General features: G+C 69.7%; 14 protein-coding genes. 5 read left to right on the top strand and 9 right to left on the bottom strand.

Annotation, left to right across the window (positions count from 1 at the left end; translation table 11 throughout):
- Together BLS56_RS29350 and BLS56_RS29345 are read left to right on the top strand one after the other, a co-directional pair.
- Positions 1–580 (top strand): DUF3558 family protein (locus BLS56_RS29350; RefSeq protein WP_228772032.1); only part of this gene is annotated, 580 nt, incomplete at its 5' end.
- 122 nt (positions 581–702) lie between these two features.
- Positions 703–1,230, top strand: coding sequence for a DUF3558 domain-containing protein (locus BLS56_RS29345; protein ID WP_175483104.1), 528 nt, complete (start codon positions 703–705; stop codon positions 1,228–1,230).
- Between the two features lie 6 nt (positions 1,231–1,236).
- Here BLS56_RS29345 and BLS56_RS29340 read toward each other — a convergent pair whose 3' ends face one another.
- The 3 genes from BLS56_RS29340 to BLS56_RS29330 all read right to left on the bottom strand — a co-directional run bounded on the left by BLS56_RS29340 (position 1,237) and on the right by BLS56_RS29330 (position 7,063).
- Positions 1,237–4,413, bottom strand: a complete 3,177-nt coding sequence (locus tag BLS56_RS29340; RefSeq protein WP_139191061.1) for a BTAD domain-containing putative transcriptional regulator — start codon at positions 4,411–4,413, stop codon at positions 1,237–1,239.
- A gap of 151 nt (positions 4,414–4,564) precedes the next feature.
- Complete coding sequence (locus tag BLS56_RS29335; protein WP_407640564.1) at positions 4,565–5,743, bottom strand: DUF445 family protein; 1,179 nt, start codon at positions 5,741–5,743, stop codon at positions 4,565–4,567.
- A gap of 90 nt (positions 5,744–5,833) precedes the next feature.
- Positions 5,834–7,063, bottom strand: coding sequence for a DUF445 domain-containing protein (locus BLS56_RS29330; protein WP_091457586.1), 1,230 nt, complete (start codon positions 7,061–7,063; stop codon positions 5,834–5,836).
- Between the two features lie 324 nt (positions 7,064–7,387).
- Here BLS56_RS29330 and BLS56_RS29325 point away from each other — a divergent pair, with 324 nt between their 5' ends.
- Positions 7,388–7,738 (top strand): hypothetical protein, encoded by a 351-nt coding sequence (locus BLS56_RS29325; RefSeq protein WP_091457554.1) that lies wholly within the window; start codon positions 7,388–7,390, stop codon positions 7,736–7,738.
- A 347-nt stretch (positions 7,739–8,085) separates the two neighbouring features.
- Entirely contained in the window at positions 8,086–8,457 is a 372-nt protein-coding gene (locus BLS56_RS29320; RefSeq protein WP_091457551.1) for a hypothetical protein, read from the top strand.
- An 84-nt stretch (positions 8,458–8,541) separates the two neighbouring features.
- Here the strand turns inward: BLS56_RS29320 and BLS56_RS29315 are convergent, their stop codons facing one another.
- Positions 8,542–9,975 (bottom strand): MBOAT family O-acyltransferase, encoded by a 1,434-nt coding sequence (locus BLS56_RS29315; protein WP_091457548.1) that lies wholly within the window; start codon positions 9,973–9,975, stop codon positions 8,542–8,544.
- A 405-nt stretch (positions 9,976–10,380) separates the two neighbouring features.
- Between BLS56_RS29315 and BLS56_RS31860 the strand changes: the two genes are divergently transcribed.
- Positions 10,381–10,614, top strand: coding sequence for a tetratricopeptide repeat protein (locus BLS56_RS31860; RefSeq protein ID WP_091457547.1), 234 nt, complete (start codon positions 10,381–10,383; stop codon positions 10,612–10,614).
- Between the two features lie 364 nt (positions 10,615–10,978).
- Here the strand turns inward: BLS56_RS31860 and rlmB are convergent, their stop codons facing one another.
- The 5 genes from rlmB to ispD form a co-directional block, all read right to left on the bottom strand.
- Positions 10,979–11,932, bottom strand: coding sequence for a 23S rRNA (guanosine(2251)-2'-O)-methyltransferase RlmB (rlmB, locus tag BLS56_RS29305; RefSeq protein ID WP_091457544.1), 954 nt, complete (start codon positions 11,930–11,932; stop codon positions 10,979–10,981).
- Position 11,933: 1 nt separating this feature from the next.
- Positions 11,934–13,325, bottom strand: coding sequence for a cysteine--tRNA ligase (gene cysS, locus BLS56_RS29300; protein ID WP_091457541.1), 1,392 nt, complete (start codon positions 13,323–13,325; stop codon positions 11,934–11,936).
- A gap of 109 nt (positions 13,326–13,434) precedes the next feature.
- Positions 13,435–14,127 (bottom strand): HAD family hydrolase, encoded by a 693-nt coding sequence (locus tag BLS56_RS29295; protein WP_091457538.1) that lies wholly within the window; start codon positions 14,125–14,127, stop codon positions 13,435–13,437.
- Positions 14,128–14,192: 65 nt separating this feature from the next.
- Positions 14,193–14,660: a 2-C-methyl-D-erythritol 2,4-cyclodiphosphate synthase gene (gene ispF, locus BLS56_RS29290; RefSeq protein ID WP_091457535.1), complete on the bottom strand. Its 468-nt coding sequence runs from the start codon at positions 14,658–14,660 to the stop codon at positions 14,193–14,195.
- Complete coding sequence (gene ispD / locus BLS56_RS29285) at positions 14,657–15,346, bottom strand: 2-C-methyl-D-erythritol 4-phosphate cytidylyltransferase (RefSeq protein WP_091457532.1); 690 nt, start codon at positions 15,344–15,346, stop codon at positions 14,657–14,659. The genes ispF and ispD overlap by 4 nt, the downstream gene beginning before the upstream one ends.
- Between the last annotated feature and the right edge of the window lie 56 nt (positions 15,347–15,402).

Here is a 15,402-nt window from a genome sequence, read left to right as displayed (position 1 = left end):
GAAAGGGACACCGTTGCCGACCCCGGCCCCCCGCCTCCTGCTCGCCCTACCGGCGACGATCGCCCTCGCTGTCACCCTGGCCGCGTGCTCCAGCGACACCCCCGGCACACCCCTGCCCGAGGACACCACCACCCAGGCCACCAGCAGCACAGCCCGGACCAGCCCCCGGACCACCAGCAAGCCAGCGAAACCGGACAGTCCCCTGGCCGCCATCGATTCCTGCACCCTCATGCCCGACGCGCTCAAGACTCAGCTCAAGCTCGTCGACGAACGAACAGACAACACCGGTGGCGCACGGGCTTGCCTATGGAATGACACTGAGTCCGACTACACGGTGGCGATCGGTATCCGGGACACCCAGGGGATCGGTGAGTTCGACACGTCGCTCGGGGCGGCCACCGACACCACCATCGGCGGCCGACCCGCAAAACTCCAGCGAGCACGCGGCGACGCCTGCGTCATCGCCATCTCGGTCACCGACAGGGCACGCGTTGACGTGACCACCATCGCCAATAGCCACGAACAGGGCTGCCAGATCGGCACCCAGGTCGCTGAGACCGTGGCCGCCCAGCTTCCCTGACCCGAGTCAGGCCGAGGCAGGCCGTCCGACGATGCCCAGGGCAAGTTCACGACCTGACCGCCCATCGCTTGAAAGGGACACCGTTGCCGACCCCGGCCCCCCGCCTCCTGCTCGCCCTACCGGTGGCCATCGCCCTCACCGCCACGTTGGCCGCCTGCTCAAGCGACACCCCCGGCACACCCCTGCCCGAGGACACCACCACACAGGCCACCAGCACATCGCGGACCAGCCCCCGGACCACCAGCAAGCCCGCGAAGCCTGCCAGTCCCCTGGCAGACACCGATCCCTGCACCTTGATCCCTGACACGCTCAAGACCCAACTCAAACTCGTCAAAGAACGAGACAGCGACACCAGCAGCGCGCGGGGTTGCGTCTGGGATGACACCGAATCCGATTACACCGTGGGCATCACCATCCGGAACACCCAGGGCATCGGTGAGTTCGACACCTCACTCGGTGCCGCCACCGACATCACCATCGGCGGCCGACCCGCCAAACTTCAGCGAGCACGTGGCGGCGCTTGCGTCATCGCTGTCTCGGTGACCGACACCGCCCGCGTCGATGTGACCGGTGTAGCCAACAGCGGCCACGAGCAGGGCTGCCAGATCGGCACTCAGGTCGCTGAGGCCGTGGCCGCCCAACTTCCCTGACCTGGGTCAGGTCGAGGCAGGCCGTCCGAGCACTCGGCGCAGTTCGGTGAGGGCGGTTTCGCGGTCCAAAGCTTGGCCCGCGGTGAAAGCGGTGGCGCGTGCCTCGGGGCCCAGGGCGGTGTCCAAGCGGGCGATCAGTTCCACCAGTTCCGGGTTGCCCAGGTCGGGTGCGCCGCGCAGGGCCGCGCCGACGCCGAGCATGTGGGCCGCGGCCAGCGGCTCGCCGCGGGCGAACAGGGCTAGGGCGGCCTGTTCGCCGACCGCGCCGATGACCGGCATGTCGGGGATGTCCTCGACGCCGGTCATGGCGGCGGCGAGGTGGGTGAGGGCGGTGTCCGGGTCGTTCTCGGCTAGGGCCAGTTGGGCGCGGACGCTGGCGTACAGCGAGTCCCAGTGCGGTGACTGGCGTGGGACCGCGGCCAGCAGTGTCTGCCCTTCGGCGAGGAACTCGCGGGCTTCGGCCAGGTTGCCGCGCAGGCGCAGGAGGCTGGCCAGCCAGCCGAAGATGAGCGCCAGGTTTTCCCGGGAACCGCTTTCCCTGGCCGCTCGCAGGGCCGCCCGCAGGTCGCGTTCGGCGCCGTCGAGGTCGCCTGCGCGGCCGCGTTGGACGGCGAGGCGGCCGAGCATTCCGGGCAGTTCCTCGGTCGCGCCGAGTTCGCTGACCAGGCGGACGGATTCCTCGTACGCGGCGACCGCGCCCGTGTGGTCGCCGCGCAGTGAGCGCCGTTCGGAGACTTGGCCGATGGCCATCGCCTGTCCCCAGCGGTCGCCGAGGTCGCGGAAGACCGTCAGGGCGCGTTCGGCCTCGGCTTCGGCTTCGGCGGGTTCGCCCAGGTTTTCCAGGAGGAACGCGCTGCCGAGCAGGACCAGGCCGCGCGCCCACGGGTCCGGGTGGGCCGCGCCGCGGCGCAGGCCTTCGCGGGCGCCATCGACGTCGCCCGCGAACGCGGCCAGCATGGGTTCGAGCATGGCCATCATCGGGACGTGGGTCATGGCGTCGGTCGCGGCCAGGTCGGCGCGCAGGTCGCGGATGGTGTCGCGGTCGGGGATGCCTGCCGCCTGGCCGAACGCCGCCATGGCGCGCAGCGCGGCCCGCGCGTACCCGGGGGCGGGGCCGGGGACCGCGTTGACCTGGGTGATCAGGTTCAGCGCCTCCCGGTGGTGCCCGCTGAGCATCCAGAACCAGCCCGCGCTCAGCGCCAGCCGGTGCGCGAGGTCCGCGTCGCCCATGGCGACCGCGTAGTGCAGCGCGGCCAGCATGTTCTCGTGGTCCGCGGCGATCCTGGCGAGCCAGACGACCTGCTCCGGGCCGCGCAGGTGTTTCTCGGCCCGTTCCAGCAGCCCGAGGTAGTACCGGCTGCAGCATTCGCGGACCCGTTCGGTCTCACCCACCTCGGCCAGCCGCTCGGCGGCGTACGCGCGGACGGTTTCCAGCATCCGGTACCGCACCTGCCCGTCGCGGCCCTCGGCCGCCTGCGCGATCGACTTCTCGACCAGGGACGCGAGCACGTAGACCACGTCCTCGGCGGGCAGGTCACCGTCGGCGGCGACGGCGGTGACCGCGTCGGCGGTGGCCCCGCCGGGGAACACCGACAGGCGCGCGGCCAGCACCCGCTCGGGTTTCTCCAGCAGGTCCCAGCTCCACTCGACCACGGCCCGCAGCGTGCGGTGGCGCGGCAGGGACGTGCGGCTGCCGCCGGTGAGCAGCCGGAACCGGTCGTCGATGCGCTCGGCGATCTGGTTGACCGTCATCGAGCGCAGCCGGGCGGCGGCCAGTTCAAGCGCCAGCGGGAGCCCGTCGAGCCTGCGGCAGATCTCGGCGACGGTCGCGGCGTTGTCCGCGTCGACCCGGAACCCTGGGCTCGCGGATTCGGCCCGGTCGGCGAACAGCCGCCCGGCCTCCGCCGCCGTCACCCGCTCCACGGTGGCGTTCTCGGCTGGCAGTTCCAGCGGCCCGACCGGGAAGACGACTTCGCCGGTGATCGCCAGCGGCTCCCGGCTGGTGGCCAGCACCCGCAGCCCCGGGCAGCGCGCCAGCAGGGCGTCGGCGAGCCGCGCGGCGGCGCCGATCAGGTGCTCGCAGTTGTCCAGGACCAGCACGCACCGCTGCGGGTACAGCACTTCGGCTAACCGGTCGAGCACGTCGACCGGCCGTGGCGCGCCCGCGCCGGGCGGCTCCAGCAGCGGGGTCTCCCGGACGCCGAGCGCGCCCAGGACCGCGGCGGCCATGTCCTCGGCGCCTGCCACGCCCGCCAGTTCGACCAGCCACGCGGTCTCGTCCCGCGCGGCGATCACCTCCCGCGACAGCCGGGTCTTCCCCGCGCCGCCCGGCCCCACCAGCGTCACCAGCCGGGTCGTCGCCAGCAGCCGCGACACCTCGGCCAGCTCCGCCTGCCTACCCACGAAACTGGTAAGCGCCACCGGCAGCCGCCGCCCCGGCGCCCGCGCCACCTCGCCGCGCAACACGGCCACGTGCAGGTCACGCAGCTCAGCGGACGGCTCGACCCCCAACTCGTCGGCCAGTGTCCGCCGCGCCCGCTCGTACTCGGCGAGCGCGTCCGCCTGCCTACCCGCGAGCGACAGCGCGTGGATGAGCAACGCGGTCGGGCGCTCCCGCAGCGGGTGCTCGGCTGCCAGGGCGCGCAACTCGGTGATCGCGTCCGCGTGGCGTCCAGCGCGTATCTCGGCGTCCAGGCGGTCTTCCCGGGCCGCTGTCCGCAACTCTGTTAGCCGGGCTATCGCTGGGGCGGCAAATGGTGCTTCCTCCAGGCCGGTCAGCGCGTCTCCCCGCCAGAGCTCTGTCGCCTGTCTCAGAAGGTCCGCGGCCTTGGTCGCGTGACCGTCGCGCAGTGCCGCTCGGCCTTGGGTCGCCAAGTGCTCGAAGCGGATCGCGTCCACGTCGTCGTCGCTGATCAGGAGCCGGTAGCCGGTCGGGTGCGACTCCAGGACTTCGCCCGCTTCCGGGCGCAGGGCTCGGCGCAGCCTGGAGACGAGGGATTGGAGGGCGTTGGTGGTTGGCGGCTCGGTTTTCCAGAGATCGGCTATCAGGACGGTCGCGGGGACGGCTTGGCCTGGGGTCAGCGCCAGTCGGGCCAGCAGCATCCGCAGCCGGAGACCGCCTGGCTCGATCCAGTGCCCGCCCGCGCCCTGGAGGCGTAGGGGGCCGAGCATCGCAACCTGCACGGGGTCAGCCTCTCAGAGTTCGGCTGGTGCGTGCTCTGGGTTTCTGCTGGCTCTTGTGGGTCTGCTCGATGGGGTGGAGCGCTCTTAGGCGGCACCTGGCAGCGTTAGGTGCGGTTGGCAGGGGGGCGGTCTGAGCTGGGCAGGGCTGGGGTTACTGGAGCATCAGCACTGCTTGCAGGTGTCCCACCAGTGCGCCGATGGTGGCGCCCACGGCGATCAGTTTCCATTCGTCCTGGCGGAAGGCGGGGCGGAGGAGGCCCTCGTATTCCTCGCGGGTGAGGCGGTTCATCTTTTCCGCGATGGTGTTGCCGATGTCCAGGGCTCGGGTGGCGTAGGGCTCGGCTTGCAGGGCGGTGGCGTCGAGGCGCGACATGGCCTTGTCCGCCGCCGCGTGTTTGAGGTCTTGGAAGCGGCGGGTGCCCACGGCCACGGCTACCAGGGGTTTGGCGATGCTTGCCTGCTCATCGACAGTGCGTTCGACGGTTTGGCGGATCAGGGACAGCAGGCGGTCCGATTTGGGGTTGCGCAGGATGCCTTCGACGATGTTGGGGACCGTCATCACCTCGCGGGCGATGAGGGCGCCGTACTGCTTGGCGACTTCGGCGCGCCTGCGCTGGAACACGCCCTGGAAGGGGAACAGGCCGAGGATTCGGACGGGTTCGCGGGGGAAGAAGACCAGTTTGATGGCCAGCCAGTCGGTGAACCAGCCGATGGCGGCGCCGAAGATCGGCAGGATCAGTGGCTCGCGGGTCAGTGCCCACACCCCGGTCTGGACCAGGCCGAGGACGAAGCCGAAGTAGATGCCGCAGCGGGCGATGAACGCCATCTCCGGGCGCGAGATGTCCCTTACCAGGCGGACCAGGAGTTCCTTGTCGCGTTCCAGGGCGGTGATCGCGACCTGTTGGACGTCGAGGACCTCGCCGATGTTGGCGCGGATCTCGGCGACGACCCGGCGGACCAGGACGGGGCTGCCTGCCTGGACCTGTTTGACGATCATGTCCTGGGCCAGCACCGGCAGCATCTCCCACAGTTGCGGGTGGTGCTTGGCCATCACCTCGCGGGTGGTCTCGTCGATGGTGAGCAGCAGCGGGCCCTGGATCTGCCGGGTGATCTCGTCCGGGTCGAGGCGGGCGACGATCTCCCTCGGGTCGACCAGCCTGCTGGTGATCAGCTCGGCGGAGACCCGGATCATCCTGGCCGAGTTGCGGGGGACGACGCCCTGCCAGCCGAGGAACGGTTCGAGGACGCCGATGAACCGGACCGGGCGGAACATCATCTCGATGGCCACCCGCTTGGTGATGTACCCGATGATCGCGGCGATGAACGGCATCGACACGTACACGAGCCAGTGGGCGGCGAAGTGGTCGAGGATCGAGCCGTCCAAGCATCCTCCTCGACTGAAATCCGCTAAGAGGCTAACTCAGTGCAGCACTACCAGCACCTGTAGCTCACCCACCAGGAAACCGATGATCGCGCCCACCGCGATCAGCTTCCACTCGTCCTGGCGGAACGCGGGCCGCAGCAGGCCCTCGTACTGGAGCGGGGTGAGCTGCTGGATCTGCCGGATGATGGTGTTGCGGATGTCGAGCGCGCCGGTCGCGTAGCCCTCGATGTGCCGGATGGTGTCGGGGATGCGCTCGATCGCGGCGCGCGCGGCCTCCTGCTTCATCTCCTGGTACCGCCGGGAGCCGACGGCGGCCACCACGAACGGCTTCGCCAGGCTGGCCTGGGTGTCGATGGCCCGCTGCACCTCGCGGTGGATCTTGGCGTAGAGGCGGTCCGACTTGGGGCCGGTGAGCACGGCCTCCATCACGTTGGCCACGGTCATGATCTCGGTGGCGATCAGGTCGCCGTAGTCGCGGGCGACCTCCATGCGGCGCTTCTGGAACATGCCCTGCCAGGTCACCAGGCCCAGGAACCGCTTGGGCGCGCGCGGCAGGAAGATCATTTTGAGGGCCAGCCAGTCGGTGAGCCAGCCGGTGATGCCGCCGAAGATCGGCATGATCCACGGGTTCTTCGTCAGCGCCCATGCGACGACCTGGATCAGGCCGATGGCCAGGCCGAACCAGATTCCCGAGTGCGCGATGAACCGCATCTCCGGCTGCGCGGTGTCGCGGATGAGCCGGTTGAGCATGGCCTTGTCGCGCACCAGGCTGCGCACGGCCATGTCCTTGACGTCGAGGACGTCGTCGATGTTCTCGGCCAGGTCCCGCATCAGCTTTTCCACGATGCGCGGCCCCTCGGCCTGCACCCGGGCGAGGATGAGCCGCTGCGCCTGCTGGGGCATCAGCTCCCACAGGTTCGGCTGGTAGCGGGCGAGCAGGTCGCGGGTGATCTCGTCAACCGCCTGCTCGATCGGCTCCCGCAACTCCGCGATGACCTGCTTCGGGTCGAGCCGGGCGAAGATCTCCTTCGGCTTGATCAGGTTGGTGGTCATCAGCTCCATGGCGACGTTCGCCATGCGGTGCGCGTTGCGCGGAATGACCCCCTGCCACCCGACGACCCCGACGCCGACGAACTCCAGCGGCTGGAACATCATCTCGATCGCGGCGCGCTTGGTCACGTATCCGATGGCGGCGGCGATCAACGGCATCGACAGGTAGACGTGCCAGTGCGTCCCGAAGTCGGCCAAGAGGCCCTGCCAGTCCACCCGCTCACCCCTCTCACCGTCCCCGACCAGCACATGAGCATCCCACAGCCCGCCCGGGTCTCCTGGGCGAGACAGTACGGGCTGGCCCCACGACAGTGTCTCGCCCGGACAGGTAACCAACCGGCGAAATGGTCACTGATCGTGTGTCGAACCGGGGGGCGTCCGCTGTTTGTGGTGTTTTTCGTGTTCGATCGGGCACCTGTGGACAACCCTATGCGGGCATTGCGAACACAAACGCCTGCTGCTTACATGGGTATTGCCGCCAGCGAATAGGCAGGTGTCATTCGGCAGGTGTCATCCGGCTCGACGAAAGGGAAACGCTCGATGCTGAAGAGAATGCTCAAGGTCGCCTCGGTGACGATTCTCGCGGTCATCGCCGTACTGGCTCCGACCGCGGTCGCCGTGGCGGAACCGGTGGCGCCGCCCGCCGTTTCGGCGGTATCCGACACCACGGTGGACTTGGGCGGGGTGAATCTCAAGTCGTACTGCCAGTATCACGGATTCGACGATGTCACCCTCCTTCCCCCGAAGGACGTGTACAGCTGGCGCTGTCATCTTGACGGCGAGGTCTACGGCATCGACATGTACGACGCCTGCTGGTGGCAGTACCGCAGGCCTTCGCGGCCCGACTTCTACGAGTTCAAGGACCCCTATTCCTGGTACTGCTGGATCTAGTTCGCTTGCGGTAGGCGCACCACCACGAGAGCACAGGTCAGGGCAAGTCGGCCGATCCGCCCGTTGGGCGGATCGGCCGGCGTCGTTTCGGGACCGGCCGCCCGATCGTGGGTACCCCACTAGTGGTGGCACCTGAACTGGCTACCGCGCCGAACCTGATCACTATTCGTGATCACCACGGCCGCCCGATCAAGCGTCCACAAGGGACGGCGCGTTTTCGGTTCCCTTTAGAGCAGCCCCAAAACGGGCATTGCGACTACCGAAAACGATCTCCTATATTCGGAGGGCTGCCGGCGGAAAAGCTTCCGGTGCAAGCATCACGCGTCTCCAAGAAGGGGAATAGCTCGATGTCGTACAGGATCGTGAAAATGTTCTCGGTGGCGGTGGCCGCCCTCGTGTGCGCTCTCGCTCCCGCCGTCGCCGCGGCCCAGGAAGCCCCGGCGCCGCCCAGCGCCGTCGAGACCTCGATGCTGCAGGAGGACGTCTACCTGGGCGTGATCGACCTCCAGGCCTACTGCCAGCACTTCTATGGCGGCGACATCTTCCTCAAGGACGCGCGCAGCGCGTACGGCTGGGAGTGCCACTACAACGTCAACGAGCGCATCCCCATCAACATGTACGCCGCCTGCCAGCTCCAGTACCGGGAACCATGGGCGCGGGCAGGCTTCTCCGACCGGCGCAACGCCTACAGCTGGTTCTGCTACCTCTCCCCCCGATAGCCGCATTCCGCGGCCGAGCCGCACGATGACCCGTCGAAGCCCGATATCCACCGGCGTCCAACGCCGTGGGTCTCGGGCTTCCGGTCAGAACTGGTAGTACAGGAACGGGCTGAACGTCCCCGTCGCCACCATGATCGCCGCCCACAACATGCCCGGCACCATCACCGTGACCCGCAGGATTCGCGCCGTCCGGCTGCGGGACGACTCCAGCAGGGGGCCGGTCACCGGGCTCGCGGGCAGGAAGACGATCAGCGCGGCCAGCGCCAGGGTCACCAGCACCTGGTTGCCCAGTGCCGCGTCGACTCGGTCGGTCAGGCCGGTGAAGTCCGGCAGCAGCATGTGGCCGATCATCACCAGCGCCTGCCCCATGTCGGCGGCGCGGAAGAACACCCACCCGAACACCACCAGGACCAGGGTCAGGGCCCGCCTGCCGATCCGTCGCCACGGGTTGGCGGGTGTCCGGTCGAGCCCGTAGCCGCGCTCGATGACCAGCAGCGCCCCGTGGTAGAGCCCCCACACCAGGAACGTCCAGTTCGCGCCGTGCCACAGTCCGGTCAGCACGAACACGATGCTCAGGTTCCGGTAGGTGCGCCCCGCGCCTTCGCGGTTGCCGCCGAGCGGGATGTAGACGTAGTCGCGGAACCAGCGGGACAGCGACATGTGCCAGCGCCGCCAGAACTCGGTGATCGTCACCGACGAGTACGGGCGCGCGAAGTTCTCCGGCAACCGGAACCCCACCATCCGGCCCAGCCCGATCGCCATGTCCGAGTAGCCGGAGAAGTCGAAGAACAGTTGGAGCGTGTACGCCACCGCCCCCAGCCACGCCACCGCGAACGTCATCTGGCTTGCCGGGGTGTCGAAGCACTGCTCGACCAGCGGACTCAGCGAGTCCGCGACGATCACCTTCTTGCACAGCCCCAGCGCGAACCTCGGGAACCCCGACGCCACATCGTCCAACCGGTGCGTGCGCTGCTGCGGAAGCTGGTCGGCAAGCTCCCGGTACCGCACGATCGGCCCGGCCACAAGCTGCGGGAACATCGCGATATAGGTGACGAACGCGACCGGGTCACGCAGCGCGGGCCGCTCGCCCCGGTAGATGTCCACCACGTATGAGATGTGGTGGAAGGTGTAGAACGAGATCCCGATCGGCAGCAGCAGGTGCACCACCGGCAAGTCCGCCCCGAACAACCGCGCGAACCCGGCGATCTGCTCAGTGGCGAACCCCGCGTACTTCCACACCAACAGAATCGCGACGTCGAACGCCACGACCGCCACCAGCACCCGCAACCGCCGAGCCCGCCCGGTGTCCCATTCGTCGGGCTCCAGCCACGGCCCCGCCATGAAGTTGACGGCCATCGTGGTCAGCAGCAACAGCGTGCTCGGCCCAGCCCCCGCCGCGTAGAACACCAGACTGGCGACCGCGACGATCCCGTTGCGCCAATGCCTCGGCGAGGACAGGACGCCCAGCAACACCACAGGGGTGAAGAACCACAGGAACAACGGACTGGCGAATGACATCCTCTGCTCCCTCGGCGATCAACCCCCGCTGACCTTAGCGAGTCACATACCCCCGGATGGATCAATCGCACCCACCAACCCCCACCTTCACCACCTTGGGCGTCCCCAGGTCCCCTTCGAGCACCCCCGCCACTGGCACCTGGGCCTGCCCAGCTCGTGGGTTTGTGTTTGTCGGGTGCGTTTGGGGGCCAGTGCGTGCGGGTGTCGCAGGTAAGTGGGTGCGGGGGATCATGGGCGGATGCGCGAGGGGATGCCCGGGGAGCCCGACTCGGTGAACTTGGTGAGCGGGGACGTGGCTGGGCGGTCGGTTCAGGCCGGTCGCATCGAGGGCAACGTGTACCTGGGGACGGGCCCACGGCCGTCCGGGGTGTTGCCGTATCGGTCGGCGGGGGTGCCGGGGCGGACGTGGCCGCCGTCGCCGGGAACTACCTGTGGCACCCCGACGGACACCCCCTGCTGTTCCGCGCGGGCGAAAGCCTGGGCGAGGCCGGACAGGTCACAGCCGCCATCGCCTACTACGACGACCTGCACACCACCGCCACCACCCACCTCGGCCCCGACCACCCCGACACCCTCGCCACCCGCCACAACCTGGCCTATTGGAATGCGCGGGTCGAGGACCACGACAGCGCTCCTTGACACCGGCACGGCCGTCCGCACGGACGAGGCCTCCCGGTCGCCTGCGCGGCGTATACCGGGCCGGCGCGGTAAGCCGTGCCGCGCGCTCGCGCGGTAGACCCGGCCCTCCTGCCAACCGGACCCAACCCGGCCAGGTGCTCGACTGGGTGGAGCAGGAACAGCGAACCCGCCCTCCTGCCAACGAAGCCCGCCTCTGCCAGGTGCTCGATGGGGTGGAGTGGTTTCTTCGGGGGTGAAGGAAGATCGCTAAGCTGGCTGCGCGTGTGAGGCCGAAGGCTTCCCACCCGTCTTTCACACGGCGATCTTCCTTCGTAGGGGCCCCGGAGAAACCACTCCACCCCATCGAGCAGACCCCGAAAGCGGCTCAGACGCGCCCAGCAGCCCGCCGCCGTCGAGCGACCTCGGCCAGCACAACCCCAGCCGCCACTGAAGCGTTCAACGACTCCACCCCAGCCGACATCGGAATCGACACCGTGGCGTCGCAGGCTTCCTTCACCAGCCGCGACAGGCCGCGCCCTTCGGACCCGACCACCACCACCAGCGGCGAAGTGGCCAGTTCCAGCTCATCCAGCTCCATCGACCCGTCGGCGTCCAGGCCGACGATCATCAGTCCCTGCGATGCCAACCCGCGCAGTTCCCGGGTCAGGTTCGTCGCCACCGCGACCGGCAGTTTCGCCGCTGTCCCCGCGCTGGTCCGCCACGCCACCGCCGTGATCCCCGCGCTGCGCCGCTGCGGCAGCAGCACCCCGTTGGCTCCGAACGCGGCCGCCGACCGGATCACCGCCCCAAGGTTGCGCGGATCGGTCACCCCATCAAGCGCCACGATCAGCGGCGGCTCACCCGTGCCGACCGCCGCGTCGAGCAGGTCGTCCGGGTGGGCGTACTCGAACGGAGGAACCTGCAACGCCAAGCCCTGGTGCATCGCGGCGTGCGTCAGCCGGTCCAGCTCCGGCCGGGACACCTCCAGCACGGAGATCCCCCGGTCAGCCGCAAGCTGCACCGCTTCGGCCACCCGGTCGTCCGCGTCGATGCCGATCGCGACGTAAAGCGCGGTCGATGGGACGCCTGCGCGGAGGCATTCCACGACCGGGTTGCGGCCTGCGACCAACTCGTTGACGGGCTTGTCTTTGCTGCCCTGGGTGCGTTTGGCGGCCGCGTTCGCTTTGCGGTAGGCCTTGTGGCCGGGGCGTTCCTCGGCCTTGGGGGTTGGGCCCTTGCCTTCCAACGCTTTGCGCCGCTGTCCACCGGAGCCGACTACGGCGCCCTTCTTGGAGCCCGGCTTGCGCATAGCGCCCTGGCGCCTGGAGTTCCCTGCCACGTCAGCTGTCCTTCAGTGTCCACAACGGACCGCCGGGGGTGTCCTCGACGGTGACGCCCGCGGTCAGCAGGCGGTCTCGAATCGCGTCGGCCAACGCGAAGTTTCGGTCGGCTCTGGCCCGCTGGCGTTCTTCCAGCAGGTCCTCGACTAGCGCGTCCAGCGCCTGCCGCAGGCCGGTGTCGGCGGCGGAGGTGTCCGACCACTGGGGGGAGAGCGGGTCCAGGCCGAGCACGCCGGTCATCCCGCGCACCGACGCCGCCGCCGCGCGGGCTGTTTCCTCGTCGCCCGCGTCGAGGGCGGTGTTGCCGAGGCGGACGGCGTTGTGCACGGCGGCGAGCGCGGCGGGGGTGGCGAGGTCGTCGTCCATCGCGGCGGCGAACTCGGGGCCGGGGTCGCCGGGGGCGACGATGCCGGTCCGCTGCGCGACTTTGCGCAGGAAGTACTCGATGCGCTGGTACGCGCGAACCGACTCGTCCAGGGCGGCCTCGGAGTACTCGATCATCGACCGGTAGTGCGGGCCGACGAGGTAGTACCGGAGCTCTTGCGCGCGGACCCGGTTCAGCATCTCCGGGATCGACACCACGTTGCCCAGCGACTTCGACATCTTCTCGCCGCTCATGGTGACCCACGCGTTGTGCATCCAGTACCGGGCGAACCCGTCACCGGCCGCGCGGGACTGCGCCTGCTCGTTCTCGTGGTGCGGGAACACCAGGTCGACGCCGCCGCCGTGGATGTCGAACTCGGGGCCGAGGTAGGCGCGCGCCATCGCCGAGCACTCCAGGTGCCAGCCGGGCCGCCCGGGACCCCAGGGCGTCGGCCACGACGGCTCACCGGGTTTCGCCGCTTTCCACAGGGTGAAGTCGCGCGGGTCGCGCTTGCCCTCGGCGGACGCCTCGCCCTGCTGCACCTCGTCCAGCTTCATCCGCGACAGTTCGCCGTACGCGGGGTAAGAGGCGACGGAGAAGTAGACGTCGCCGCCGGAGGCGTACGCGTGGCCGGTGTCGATCAGCCGCTGCATGAGGTCGACCATCTGGGTGATGTGCCCGGTCGCCCGCGGTCCGACGGACGGCGGCAAGCAGCCCAGCGTGTCGTAGGCGGAGTCGAACGCGCGCTCGTGCGTCGCCGCCCACTCCCACCACGGCCTGCCCGCGTCCGCGGCCTTGGCGATGATCTTGTCGTCGATGTCGGTGACGTTGCGGACGAGCCGGACATCCGCCCCGCAGTGGGCCAGCCAGCGGCGCACGACGTCGAAGTTGAGCCCGCTGCGCACGTGCCCGATGTGCGGGACGCCCTGCACGGTGGCGCCGCAGACGTAGATCGAGGCGACCCCGGGCGTGAGCGCGCTGAACTCACGCAGACTGCGGCTTGCGCTGTCGAAAATGTGCAGGGACACCTGGATCTCCTGGTGGGAGCATTGCAATTCTTGGGGGAAATGGTACGGGTAACGCGAGGGTCACTCGTGCCAGGTTTGACTTGACAGGCCTGACGGCCCGTTCTTGGCGCTAGCCCGCGATGCCGTGCGCGCGCAACGCGCCGAGCAGCGCGTCGGGGCGGTTCGCGGTCGCCTGCGGCTCCACCCGCTCGAATCGACAGCCCGCTTCGACGGCCGCGCCGTCGGCCTTGGCGCTGTCGCCGACCATCAGCGCGTCGGTCGGCGCGACGTCGATGCGTTCGCAGGCCAGCCGGAAGATCTTCGGGTCCGGCTTCACCAGGCCCTCGGCGTAGGAGAGCACGAACTCGTCCACGAGGCTGTCGAAGCCGTGCCGGGCGAACGTCGGCCGCAGGTCCCAGGCGATGTTGCTGAGCACCGCGACGGGGATGCCCTCGGCTTTGAGCAGGCGCAGCGCGTCTCCGGCGTCCGGGTAGGGCCGCCACGCCTCGGGGGAGAGCATGAGGTCGTAGAGGCGCGCGGCCATGCCCTCGGCCAGCCCGAACTCCGGGTGCGCCAGCGACGCCTCGTAGGCGGCGCGGTGCACCTGCGGGTCGAGGTCGCGGCGGTGCCACGCCTCGTGCAGGTCGGCGGGCAGGTGCGCGGGCACGCCAACCGGCACGGTCAGCAGCGCCAGGATCTCCGCGTAGCGGTCGGCGTCGAGGGGTGCGCCGTCGCGCTGGGCCATGCCGTCGACAAGTCGGGCACTCGGTTCCAGGCGGAACAGGGTGCCCGAGAAGTCCAGCAGGACGCCGCGGATGGCCACGTCCTCAACGGTAAAGGGAGACCCCGGGCCGCCCGCCACCCGGTTGGCTGTGATCAACGCCACCCTTACCGGGTGGGGAGCAGCAGGGCGGTGGCCATGGCGGCGATGCCTTCGCCGCGGCCGGTGAGCCCGAGTCCGTCGGTGGTGGTTCCCGACACCGACACCGGGCCGCCTACGGCCGCCGACAGCGCTGCCTGTGCCTCTTCGCGGCGCTTACCGATCTTCGGTTTGTTGCCGATGATCTGCACGGCAGCGTTGCCGACGCGGTAACCCTCGGCTTCGATCAACCGGCGGACTTCGGCGAGCAAGACCGCGCCGTGCGCGCCTGCCCACTTCGGGTCGCCGGTGCCGAACACCGCGCCCAGGTCGCCGAGGCCGGCGGCCGAGAGCAGCGCGTCGCACAGCGCGTGCGCGGCGACGTCGCCGTCGGAGTGACCGGCGCAGCCGTCGACCCCGTCCCAGCGCAGGCCCGCGATCCAGCAGTCGCGCCCAGCCTCGATCGGGTGCACATCGGTGCCGATGCCGACTCTCACGGGTTCCTCTTCGCGCACAGGACGGCCTCGGCTATCGCGAGGTCGAACGGGGTTGTGATCTTCATCGCACACGGATGGCCCATGACCGTGGCCACCGGCACGCCCAGCTTCTCGACCAGGCCCGCGTCGTCGGTCGCCGAGTCGCCAGCGGCGGCATAAGCCCTGGTGAGGACCTCGACGTCGAATCCCTGCGGGGTCTGCACCACCCGCAGCGCGGCCCGGTCGGGCGTCGCGGTCACCGTGCCCCCGCCGTCGACCTGTTTGACCGTGTCGGCCATCGGCAGCACCGGGATGACCGCGGGCGCGCCCGCCTCGACGGCGGCGACCACGGCCTGGATAACCTCCGGTGGAGTGAACGCGCGCGCCGCGTCGTGCACCAGCACGACCCGGGCGTCGGGCACGACGGTGAGCGCGTGCCGCAGGGCGCGGCGCACGGAGTCGGTGCGGTCGGCCCCGCCGGGCACGACGTCGGCGGCGAGACCGGCCTCGGCCAGCAGCGCCGCGGTGGCGGCGACCTCGGCGGGCGGGGCCGCGACCACGACATGCCGCACGCAGCCCGCGTCGAGCAGGCCACGCACGGCATGGGTGAGCAACGGTGTGCCGTGGACCGGGACCAAGGCCTTGGGCGTGCCGAGGCCGAGGCGGACGCCTTGACCCGCGGCGGGCACGAGCGCGACCGCTGTCACGGGCGGCTCGCCTGCTCAGGGACCCTGTTCAGGTTCGTCCCACGGGGTGTCATGCA

Source organism: Actinokineospora iranica (assembly GCF_900101685.1).
GTDB lineage: Bacteria > Actinomycetota > Actinomycetes > Mycobacteriales > Pseudonocardiaceae > Actinokineospora > Actinokineospora iranica.
Note: the sequence above shows the minus strand (reverse complement) of the source record. Positions and strands in the feature narration are given on the sequence as shown.